Raw genomic sequence first — 11,423 nt, 5'->3', positions numbered from 1 at the left:
GGCCACCATGAGGGACATAGATGCCCTCATGGTGGCCTTCAGGGCCTCAGCTCAGCCGTCGCTCCGCGGACACGGAGTAGGCGAGCGGGCGGAACGCCAGCACGGTGTCGTCGGAGAGCTCGACCCCGGCCGCGACCCGGGTCGGGTCGAAGACCTGGCGCTCCCACCCGGCCGACTCCGGCGAGAGCCGCTCGATCCGGATCTCCCCGGCGGGCAGCAGCGGGCGGTGCTCGGGCCAGGCGATCGACGGGTCGTGGGTGGGGTCGCCCGGCTCGCCGAGCTGGACGACGAGGGTGAACGACACCGGCCCGCCGGCCAGGCGCCGGTCGAGGTCCGGGAGCAGGAAGCCCCGCTCCAGCTTCGTGGTGTCCGCCTCGAGGTCGACCTCGCCGAGCTGGGGGACGAGCCGGTAGCGGAACGCCGTGCGGTGGCCTTCGGCGTCGGCGAAGTGGAACGCGTGCAGCCCGTCGTAGCGGGTGGTGGCGAAGCCGGCCGGCGCGCGCCGGGAGACGAACGCCTTGATCCCGGCGTGGCTTTCCTTGTGCTGGAACAGGAAACCGGCGAGCTTGCCACCGCCGGCGAGCTTCTCCTTCAGCCCGGCCTCGCCGGTCGCGGACAGCGCTTCCACCAGCTCGACGAACCCCTCGGGCGTGCTGCTCGGGAACACCCGGAAATTCGCGGCGACGAGGTCGTGCACGCCGTTGCCTTCGCCGTCGAGGAACTTGACGGCCATCCCGCGGATGCCGCGGGTCCGGTCGTCGGCGTCGTACTGCGGCGAGCCGTTGGAGAAGCGGACCACCACGCCGGTCTCCGCGGTGAGGTGCGCGGCCGAGGTCAGGTGCGCGATCCGTCCACTCGGGACGAACTTGGCCTCGTAGACGGCGCCGTGCGCGTGCAGCCGGCGGTCCTGGGGGCGCGGGTGCCCGGCGGCCTCGATGCGGTTGATGGCTTGTTCGGCGGTCATCCCGTCCGGTGTGGTCACGCGGGGATCGTACAAGGACGGCGGGCGCCGGAGCAGGCGTAACGCCCGGACGTGTCGCGCCGTCGGACAGGGCTGGTGAAAAATGAACAGGCCTGCTAAATTTTTGCCCATGCCCGGACGGACAGCGGACGACGGTGCGTCGTTCATCCAGGCCGCACGCAGGAAACAACTGGTCGAGTGTGCGATCGAGGTGATCGCCGAGGTCGGTCTCGCGCGGGCCTCGACGGTGCGGATCGCGCGGCGGGCCGGCGTCAGTCGCGGGGTGCTGACCTATCACTTCCGGGACCGGGCCGAACTCGTCGAGCAGGTCGTCCAGTCCGTCTACGACCTCGGTGCCGAGGCGCTCGCGCCCAAGCTGGCGCGGGTGAGCACCCCGAGGGAGTCCGTGCTGGCCTTCATCGGCGGCAGCGTCGAACTCTATGCGGCCCAGCCGACCGCGATGGCCGCGCTGACCGAGATCTATGCCGACGCGCGGGCCGCCGACGGGGTGTCGCGCGCCCGGCATCGGCGGCACGGCCAGGAAATGGCCGAACTCGCCGACACCCTGCGGGCCGGTCAGGCCCAGGGCCAGTTCCGCGCCTTCGACGTCGACGTCATGTGCTCGACGATCCGGTCGGCGCTGGACGGCGCGCTGGCGCACATCCTCGGCGGCGGCCGGGCCGAGCCCTACACCACGGAACTGCAAGCGATCTTCGACGCCGCAACGGCAGCAGGGGTGACCCGATGAACCGTCCCGACCGAAACCGATCTCGGACCCGGATGAACCGGCGCGGCCGGGCGACCGGTGGCCTGGCCGTCGCGCTGGCGGCGTTGTTGATCAGTGCCGTTGTCCCGGCGAACGCGACCCCGGCCGCGACGCCGCCCGAGGCGCCGTTGACCGTGACGGTGGATTCCGGTCAGCTGCACGGCTTGGTGGCCGGCTCGACCCGGCAGTTCCTCGGCGTGCCTTACGCGAAGCCGCCGGTGGGCGAGCTGCGGTGGACGCCGCCGCAGCCGGTGGCGCACTGGTCCGGGGTCCGCGAAGCGACGACCGCGGGCAACCCCTGCCCGCAGCAGGGCGTGGTCCCCGGTAACTTGCCGCCGATCAACGAGGACTGCCTGTCCCTCAACGTGACCACGCCGCGGCAGGAACGGCCGGGCGCCCGCCTGCCGGTGATGGTGTGGTGGCACGGCGGCGGCTACACCACCGGCGCCGGCGCCCCGTACAACGCCCAGCGCCTGGCCGACCAGGGCGACGTCATCGTGGTGACGGTGAACTACCGGCTCGGCGTCTTCGGCTACTTCGGCCTGCCCGGGCTGCCGGGTTCCGGGAACTTCGGGTTCGCCGACCAGATCGCCGGGCTGAAGTGGGCCAAGCGCAACGCGGCCGCGTTCGGCGGCGACCCGCGCAACGTCACCGTCTTCGGCGAGTCCGCCGGGGGCATGTCGGTGTGCGCGATGCTCACCTCGCCGTTGGCCCCCGGGCTCGTCGACAAGGCCGCGATCTCGTCGGGCTCGTGCCGGCTCGACTGGCCGACCGGCGGCCTCTTCCCCGGCGAAGCGGCCCAGACGCCCTACACCTCACTGGCGCAGGACGAAGCCGACGGCACCTCGCACGCCGCGAGCATGGGCTGTACCACCGATGTGCTGCACTGCATGCGCGGCAAGTCGATGGCCGAGCTGCTGCCGTCCACTGTGGACTTCGCGGACCACCTCGCCTACGGCACCCCGCTGCTCCCGCGTAATCCGGCGGACGCCTTGCGGGACGGCCGGTTCGCGCGGGTCCCGGTGATCTCCGGCGGGAACGCCGACGAGGCGCGCGCCTTCGTCGGCGGCGCCATCGTCGCCGATCCGGCCTCGGTCACCGCGCAGAGCTACCCGCAGCTGATTCAGCAGGCCTTCGGCGACCACGCGGGCCAGGTCGCCGCCCGGTACCCGCTTTCGGCCTACCCGTCGGCGGCGCTCGCCTGGTCCACGGTGATCACCGACGGGGCGTGGGCCTGCCCGACCGCGATGGGGAGCCGGCAGCTCGCCGCGCACACGACCGTCTACCCGTACGAATTCGCCGACCCGGACGCGCCCAATATCAACGGCATCAACCGGCCCGAGCTGCCCCAGGGCGCCGCGCACGCCACCGACCTGCCGACGTTCTTCGACCTCGGCGGGGTCAACCTGCTCAAGACCCCGCCGCAGCGGCAGCTGGCGGCGGACATGATCGGCTACTGGACCCGGTTCGCGTGGACCGGGAACCCGAACCGGCCCGCCGCGCCGCACTGGGCGCGGGCCACTCGGACCGGCACCGCGGCCCTGCAGTTCGTGCCGGGCGCGATCCAGCCGGTCGACTTCGCCGCCGAACACCAGTGCGGGTTCTGGGACTCCCTCGGCTGACCACAGTGTGGACGGCCACCGTCCGTCACTTCACGCCAGCGGGCCGCGCTCCTCGAGGAGCGCGGCCCGCTGTCTTGTCCGGTTCACGGAACTGCCCGAAAGGCTATTGCATCCACCGAGAGTTAGATGCTATAACTAACGCAACAGCAACGAACGGGAGACATCGTGAACCACACCAGCAACGCCCAGCTCACCCAGGTGGTCCTGCCCGGCAAGGTCGACGTCGACGGTTTCCGGATCGAGCGCGGCCCGGTCCCGTCGCCGGGGGCCGGCCAGGTGCTGATCGACATGGAGGCGTCCGGCATCTCGTTCGCGGAGCAGCAGATGCGCCGCGCCAAGTACTACGACCAGCCGCCGTTCCCCTTCGTGCCGGGTTACGACCTGGTCGGCACCGTGCTGGCCACCGGCGACGGCGTCGACCCGGCGCTGGCCGGGCAGCGCGTGGCGGCGCTGGTCAAGGTCGGCGGCTGGGCCAGCCACGTGGTCCTCGACGCGGACAAGCTGATCCCGGTCCCCGACGGCATCAGCGCCGTCGACGCCGAGACGGTCGTGGTCAACGGCATCACCGCGTGGCAGATGCTGTACCGCAAGGCCCGGGTCCACGCCGGGCAGACGATCCTGGTGCACGGGGCGAACGGGGGAGTCGGCTCGACGCTCGTGCAGCTCGCCAGGGTCGCCGGGGTGAAGGTGATCGGGACGGCGTCCGCGCGGCACCACGAGGCGCTGATGGAGCAGGGTGTGGTGCCGATCGACTACCGCACCGAGGACGTGCCCGCCCGGGTGCGGGAAATCGCGCCGGACGGCGTGCACGCGGTGTTCGACCACATCGGCGGCCGCAGTGTCGTGGACTCGTGGAAGCTGCTCGCCAAGGGCGGGACGCTGGTTTCCTACGGCAGCGCGTCGACCAAGGACGACAGCGGGTCCAAGCAGTGGCCGGTGCTCAAGATCATCGCCCGCCTGGCGGTCTGGAACGCGGCGCCGAACGGCCGGAGCGCGTACTTCTTCAACATCTGGACCGGGGTCAAGAACTCCGGCGTCTTCTACGGCCGGCTGCGCGAGGACCTGGGTGAGGTCTTCGCCCTGATGAGCGCCGGCGAGCTGACCGCCAAGGCCGCCGCGGTGCTGCCGTTCGAGCGCATCACCGAAGCGATGCGGCTGGCGGAATCCGGCACGGTGGCCGGGAAAGTCGTCCTGACCCCCTGAACCTTTTCCTTACCGTGCGACGAAACGAGACTTTCCGATGAATGCCGACCGCCCCGTGCCGTATCTCAGCGGCCATTTCGAACCCGTGCCGGACGAGGTGACCGCCCACGGGCTGACCGTCACCGGCACGCTGCCGGCCGAGCTGAACGGCCGCTACTTCCGCAACGGCCACAACCCGAAGCCCGGCGTCACCCCGAGCCACTGGTTCCGCGGCGCGGGCATGCTGCACGGCGTGCGCCTGGCCGGCGGCCGGGCCGAGTGGTACCGCAACCGCTGGGTGCGCACGCCGTACCTGGAGGGCGTGCCGTTCACCGGGACCGAGCTGGAGGTCAGCGCCGCCGGCACCAGCATCATCAGCCACGGCGGCCGCTACCTGGCGCTGCAGGAGGCCAACCTGCCGTGGGAGGTCACCGCCGAGCTGGACACCGTCGGCGTCTACGACTTCGGCGGCAAGCTGACCAGCTCGATGACCGCGCACCCCAAGGTGGACCCGGTCACCGGCGAGCTGCACTTCTACAGCTACAGCCCCTTTCCGCCGTATCTGAACTACTACGTCGCCTCCGCGGCCGGGGAGATCATCCGGTCCGAGGTGGTGCCCGGCGCCGGGCCGTCGCTGATGCACGATTTCGCGATCACCGCCGAGCACGCCGTGTTCTTCGACTTCCCGCTCGTGTTCGACCCGGCCGAGCGGTCCGGCATCCCGTACCGGTGGAGCGACACCTACCCGGCCCGGATCGGCGTGCTGCCGCGGACCGGTCCCGGCGGCGTCACCTGGTTCGAAGTCGAGCCCGCCGCGCTCCTGCACGTCACCAACGCCTACGCCGACGCGCAGGGCCGCGTGATCGTCGAAGGCCCGCGGTACGACCGTTCCGCGTGGGAGACGTCGTGGAAGTGGTGGGTCGGCGCGCCCGGTTTCGGGGTCAGCCTGGACGGCGGCTCGACCCTGCACCGCTGGATCCTCGACCCGGCCACCGGCCGGGGCACCGACGAGCCGCTGGACGACCTGGTGACCGAGTTCCCGAGCATCAACGACGAGCACACCGGCACCCTCAACCGGTACAGCTACGCCCTGGTGCTGCCGGGATCGGGCCAGGAGGGGTACTCGACGATGAAGTTCGACACCGTCACCGGCGAACGGCAGCTGCTGGGCCACGGCGAGCACCGCATGCCGGGCGAGGCGGTGTTCGTCCCCGCGGCGGACGGCACCGCCGAGGACGACGGGTACCTGCTCACCATCGTGAGCGACCTGAAGGCCAACGCGTCGCAGCTGCTGGTCCTCGACGCGACCGACCTGCGCAAGGACCCGGTCGCCACCGTGGAACTGCCCCGCCGGGTGCCGGCCGGAATCCACGGGCACTGGCTGCCCGACGCGCGCTGAAACCCCGCCTCAGCCGGTGATCTCGTCCGCCGGCACCTCCAGCTCGGTGATCCGGAGGAAGCCGGTGGCGGTGTCCGGCGCCGGGCTGGTCAGGCCGAGCCGGATCGACGTCGTGCTCACCGGCTGGAACGTGATGGTCGTCGGCGCGTTCGACTGCGTGGCGAACCGCACCTGCTGATCGCGCGCCTTCAGCCATCGGGCACCGTCCCAATAGGACACGGTGATCGACCGGGGCAGCACCAGTGACGCGCTGATCGTGAAGTAGGCGACCACGGTGCCGATCCGCTGCCCCTGCGGCCAGCTCACCGAAACCCAGTCGCCGGCGTGCGCCTTGCTCACCGCGGGCAGGGTGTAGGTGGCCGACTTGGTGTAGGCGTTCGACCAGCCGCCGGACGCGGTGACCCCGTCGAGCAGGCCGGCCGGCCCGCTGTCCGGGCTGCCGGAGTAACTGGCGTCGGCGCTCGGCTTCGCCGGGCTGGTCGCGCGGGCGATGTTCCGGCCGGGCGTGAACGAATCGGTGACCCGGACCGTCGCGGTGGCCCGGCCCCCGGCCGCGCTGCCCCCGACCGTGAACTCACCTGGCCGGGCGTACTTTCCCGGATCGACGCCATCCCAGCTGACGGGCACGGTCTGGGTGACGCCGTCGGTGTAACGCACCACAGCCACCGCGGGCAGGTACGGTGGCGCGCCGACCGGGGTCACGGTCGAGTAAGGCTCGACCGCCGCGACCGCGTAAGCGACGACGGTGGCGTGCGCGGCCACCGGCGAGCCCGGCACGCTTCCGGTGAGCGAATACGTTGCCGCGCCGGAAGATCCCGCAGTGCCCCAGCGGACATCGAGCGGCGTGGTGGACCCGTCGGCGTGCACGCCGACGACCGTGGCCGGCAGAGACGGCGGCGTGCCGGCGCCGGTGCGCACGGACACCGGCTGGGTCGCGACCAGCCCGCGCGCCGACGCGTCGACCGCGAACACCGTGGTGGTCGCCGGCGCGAGACCGGGGCTGGTCGCGGTGACCGTGATCGCGCCGGGACGGGAGCCGGCCCGCACGATGGCCAGCGCCTTGCCGTTGAACGCGGTGTGCGTGGTGGCGGTGTAGCCTTCGCCGTCGTCCTCCTTGCCGTTGTCGGCACCGGCGAACGAGCCGGCGCCGGACACCCGGAACGTGATCGGATTGGCGGCGCCGGGGTTCACGACCCCGCCCTGATCGACCACGTCGACGGTGAGGTAGGCCAGCGCCTTGCCGTCGGCGGCGAGCACCGGCTTGTCCGGGGTGACGCGCAGCGCGAGCGGCGGGCCGGCCGTGGTGACCTCGTCACGCGCCACCACCCGGCCGCGGTCGTCGCGGGCGACGCAGGCCAGCTTCCCCGGCTGGAACGGCACGCGCCAGGTCAGGTGCAGCTTGCCGCTGCTGCCGTTCGGGCTGGTGTAGCTGCCGGACGGGTAGTTCTTGTCGTCGCCGGTCGGCTCGGTCGTCTCCAGGTAGCGCGCACCGTCCACAGTGGTCTTGACGTCGTAGGACCTGGTCCCGAGGGAACGGCCGTTGAGCAGCAGTTCGACGGTGCGCACGTTCGAGTAGGCCCGGACCTCGACCTCCTGGCCGGGCTCGTGGCCGGTCCAGTCCATCGGCACCAGGTGCGCCATCGGCGCCGACGTCCACTGGGACTGGAACGCGAAGTAGGCGTCCTTGGCGAAGCCGGCGGTGTCGACCAGGCCGAAGGCGGAGGTCTTCACCGGGAACTGCGCGTACGGCGTCGGCTCGCCGATGTAGTCGGTGCCGGTCCAGACGAACTGCCCGGCGCTGTAGGGCCGGTCGCGCTCGACCTTCAGCACGTATTCGTGGCTCATCGTCCAGGACGAGAGGTTGTTGTCGTAGGCGGACGGGAGCCGCTTGCCGGGGGTGTGGTTCTGGCCGGTGTTGACGTAGGCCGGATCCTGGTAGACGCCGCGGGCGGAGGTGCACGACGAGGACTCCGACTCGAAGAACATCTTCGCCGGGTAGGTCGCGTGCATCGTGTCCATCACCCGGGCCGGCTCGTAGCTGAACCCCACCAGGTCGAGGTTCTGCAGCATCTGCTCGCCCGGCGAACCCGCCGCGGGCGGGTCGCGGTACTGATCGCAGTTCGCGGTGACCGGGCGGGTGGTGTCGATCTTCTTGACGCCGTCGATCAGGCGCCGCTCGATCGGGAGGCTCGCCGCTTCGGTCCAGTCGGGGATCTCGTTGCCGATCGACCACATGATCACCGCGGGGCAGTTCTTCGCCGCGTGGACCATCTCCGCGAGGTCGGAGTCCGACCATTCGTCGAAGTACAGGTGGTAGTCGTAGTCGAGCTTGCCGACGTGCCAGCAGTCGAAGGCCTCGACCATCATCACGATGCCCAGCCGCTGGCAGACGTCGAGCAGCTCCGGCGACGGCGGATTGTGCGAGGTGCGCAAGGCGTTGACGCCGGCCCGCCGGAGCGTGGTCAGCTGCCGCCACAGCGCGTCGTAGTTGTTCACCGAGCCGAGCGCGCCCTGGTCGTTGTGCAGGCAGACCCCTTGCAGCTTCAGGTGAGTGCCGTTGAGCGAGACGCCGGCGTCGGGGTCGAAGCCCAGCCAGCGCACGCCGAACGTGGTCTCGTAGCTGTCCACGACCTTCTGGTCCAGCACGACCTCGCTGTGCAGCGTGTACAGGTACGGATCGGTGGCCGACCACAGGCGCGGGCCGGCGAGCTTGATCTCCGCGGTCGGGCCGTGCCCGGTGGCGACGGTGTGGCCGGCGGCGTCGCGCACCGTGGAGACCACCTCCACCGCCTTGCCCTCGGCGCCTTCCAGCGTCGTCTCGACTCGCACGGTGGCGTAACCGTTCTTGATCGTGCGGCCCAGATCCGGGGTGGTGACGAAGGTGCCCCAGCGGCCGACGCGCACCGGGTGCGTCGCGGTCAGGTGCACGTTGCGGGTGATGCCGGTGCCGGAGTACCAGCGGCTGCTGGGCTGCTTGTTCTGCACCACGACGGCCAGCACGTTCGGGGTGCGGCCGTCGGTGTGGGCCTTGCCGGTGAGGTCGAAGCTGAATCCGGTATAGCCGTACGGGTGATTACCCAGCAATTCACCGTTGAGGTATACGTACGAATTCATGTAGACGCCGTCGAAATCGACGGTGAGGTGTTTTCCGGTCATCGACGCGGGTAGGGTGAACGTCTTGCGGTACCAGCCGAGCCCGCCGGGGAAATAGCCGGTCCCGTCGCGCTGGCCGGGCTCCGGCTGCTGCTCGATGCTCCAGTCGTGCGGCAGGGCGAGCTGCCGCCACGCGGAGTCGTCGAACGCCGTGGCCGCGGCCTTCGGGTCGCCGGAGTTGCCGTACCGGCCGGACGGATCGGTGACGTCCTGGGTGTTCACCAGCTGGAACTTCCAGCCGTGGTTGAACTCGACGGTGCGATCGCCCTGGTTGAGCACTCCGTCGGCGACGCTGCCGGTGGTGCTTCCCGGGGGCCCGCCGGTGGCCGCCGCGGCGCTCGGCTGGTCCAGTCCCCAGGCCAGCGCGGACCCCACCGCGGCGGCACCCGTGCCGGTCATGAACGTCCTGCGGCTAAGTTCCACTACGAACTCCCCACCTCAAGAACCACCTACAATGAACAACACTAAACCAGATCGAACACGGACGGAAGTGGCCTTGCTACTTCTGGCTTGGTGGACATGGAGTAACGGGCACTCGGCCATTCGGCGGATGCGAGTGTGGTGGTGAAACGCCTTGTGTCTACCGGGAAACAGCATTTCTGGTGGTGTCGGAAATGCGGGCCGAGTTCGCGGGGAGAATTCGCTTCGAAGAGAACGCGGAGGAAGCCGATGGGAGCCGGCGAAATGGCTCCGGGCCGGGTTAAGGTGCCGAGCCGGCGGTGGCGCGGCGTCACCGTGGTGGTCTCGCTCTTCCTCCCCTCGGAGAAAGCCGGTCAGTGCGAGTCTTCGCCGCGCCTCCGGAGCAGACCGGCGAGGTTTTTCATGGCCACGGTGTCGCCGGCGTCGGCGGCTTCGCGGTACCAGTGCTCGGCTCCGGCGGTGTCACCACGACGTTCGAGCAGCGCGCCGAGGCGCTCCATGCCCCCGGCGAATCCGGCGTCCGCGGCCTTGCGATACCAGCGCTCTGCTTCGTCGAGCTCCTCGCGGTCCTGGTACAGCCCGCCGAGGTTGGCCAGCGCGGGGCGGACGCCGGCGTCGATCGCCTTGCGGTACCAGCGTTCCGCGTCGTCGAGTTCGCCCCGTTCGTGGTGCAGGAGGCCGAGGTTGCTCAGTGCGCCGATCGAGCCGCGGTCCGCGGCCTCGCGGTACCAGCGCCCGGCTCCGTCGTACTCCTTGCGGAGCCTCAGCACTGAGCCCAGTTCGACCATGGCCGCGACGTCGCCGCTCTCGGCGGCCTTGCGGTACCAGAACTCGGCTTCGTCGGCGCTGCTTGGTTTGGCCTTGCTTGGTTCAGCTCTGCTTGGTTCGCCCCGGCGCACCTCGACGTCCGCCGGAGCGCTCTTCGGCGCGGCGTCCAGCACTTCGGCGGGCGCGCCGCTGGAAACCAGGCTCTGCAGGATGTCGTGGGCCGTCGGGCGGTGCTCGGGGGATTTCGCCAGTGCGGCCCGCACCTGGTCGCGCAGCGCGCCGTCCAGCCCGTCCAGCTCGGGCTCCCCGGTGAGGATCCGGTGGATCACGGCCGCCACCGAGTCCCCGTCGAACGGCGATGCGCCCCGCGCGGCGAACGCGACCACCGCGCCCCAGGCGAACACGTCGGCGGCCGCCGTGACCGGCTCGGCCCGTACCTGCTCCGGCGCCATGAACGCGGGCGTGCCCAGCAGCTCGCCGTCCACGCTGAGCCGGGTCAGGTCGGTCACCCGGGCGACACCGAAGTCGATCACCCGCGGCCCGAACGGCGACAGCAGCACGTTCGCGGGCTTCAGGTCGCGGTGCACCACCCCCGCGTCGTGGATCGCGGTCAGCGCGGCCACCACGCCGACCGCCAGCGCCTCCAGATCCGCGCTGCGCAGCGGTCCGGCGGTGGCGACGAGGTCGTGGAGGCTGGGGCCGTCGACGAATTCGGTGACCAGGTACGGCGGATCGGCGTCGGGGTCGGCGTCGAGGATCGGGGCGGTGCAGAACCGCCTTACCCGCCGGGCGGCCTCGACCTCGTGCCGGAACCGCGCGCGAAACACCGGGTCGGCGGCGTGCTCGGCGCGGATGACCTTGACCGCCACCGGCCGGCCGTCCTTGCCGGCGCCCAGGTAGACCGTGCCCATGCCGCCCGCGCCGAGCCGCCGCAGCACGCGGTAGCGCCCGATCTTCCGCGGGTCGCCGCGCCGGTCCGCCGCCGCGACGCCGCCTGGTCCGGGCACGAAGGTCGGCGACCCCGCGCCGCCGCCCGGCCCGGGGACCGACGTCGGCGACCCCGCGCCGCGGTCCTTGCGGCCGAGCCGCCAGCCCCTGCCCACTCGGGTTCCTCCTGCCACCGCCGACACACCAAGGTGAAGCTGTCTTCCC

At 71.2% G+C, this 11,423-nt stretch carries 7 protein-coding genes; 4 read left to right on the top strand and 3 right to left on the bottom strand.

Annotated features, from left to right (window positions below):
- Positions 1-46: 46 nt before the first annotated feature.
- A complete protein-coding gene (locus OG943_RS17015) occupies positions 47-982 on the bottom strand; it encodes a catalase (RefSeq protein WP_328610749.1) in 936 nt (311 codons plus the stop codon).
- A 109-nt stretch (positions 983-1,091) separates the two neighbouring features.
- On the opposite strand from OG943_RS17015, the gene OG943_RS17010 reads away from it, so the two are divergent.
- The 4 genes from OG943_RS17010 (at position 1,092) to OG943_RS16995 (ending at position 5,930) form a co-directional block, all read left to right on the top strand.
- Entirely contained in the window at positions 1,092-1,709 is a 618-nt protein-coding gene (locus OG943_RS17010) for a TetR family transcriptional regulator (RefSeq protein WP_328610748.1), read from the top strand.
- 32 nt (positions 1,710-1,741) lie between these two features.
- A complete protein-coding gene (locus OG943_RS17005) occupies positions 1,742-3,349 on the top strand; it encodes a carboxylesterase/lipase family protein (protein ID WP_328610747.1) in 1,608 nt (535 codons plus the stop codon).
- 165 nt (positions 3,350-3,514) lie between these two features.
- Positions 3,515-4,552 (top strand): medium chain dehydrogenase/reductase family protein, encoded by a 1,038-nt coding sequence (locus tag OG943_RS17000; RefSeq protein ID WP_328610746.1) that lies wholly within the window; start codon positions 3,515-3,517, stop codon positions 4,550-4,552.
- Positions 4,553-4,589: 37 nt separating this feature from the next.
- Positions 4,590-5,930 carry a carotenoid oxygenase family protein gene (locus OG943_RS16995; RefSeq protein WP_328610745.1) on the top strand — a complete coding sequence of 447 codons (1,341 nt, stop codon included), beginning with the start codon at positions 4,590-4,592 and terminating at the stop codon, positions 5,928-5,930.
- A gap of 9 nt (positions 5,931-5,939) precedes the next feature.
- On the opposite strand, the gene OG943_RS16990 is transcribed toward OG943_RS16995, so the two are convergent.
- Both OG943_RS16990 and OG943_RS16985 read right to left on the bottom strand, forming a co-directional pair.
- Positions 5,940-9,482 carry a glycoside hydrolase family 2 TIM barrel-domain containing protein gene (locus OG943_RS16990; protein WP_328610744.1) on the bottom strand — a complete coding sequence of 1,181 codons (3,543 nt, stop codon included), beginning with the start codon at positions 9,480-9,482 and terminating at the stop codon, positions 5,940-5,942.
- Between the two features lie 374 nt (positions 9,483-9,856).
- The gene (locus OG943_RS16985; protein ID WP_328610743.1) at positions 9,857-11,374 is read right to left on the bottom strand and encodes a serine/threonine-protein kinase; all 1,518 of its coding nucleotides are present in this window, start codon (positions 11,372-11,374) and stop codon (positions 9,857-9,859) included.
- Positions 11,375-11,423 lie beyond the last annotated feature (49 nt).

The sequence above is a fragment of the Amycolatopsis sp. NBC_00345 genome (genome assembly GCF_036116635.1).
GTDB lineage: Bacteria > Actinomycetota > Actinomycetes > Mycobacteriales > Pseudonocardiaceae > Amycolatopsis.
This window is presented reverse-complemented; position numbering and strand designations above follow the sequence as displayed.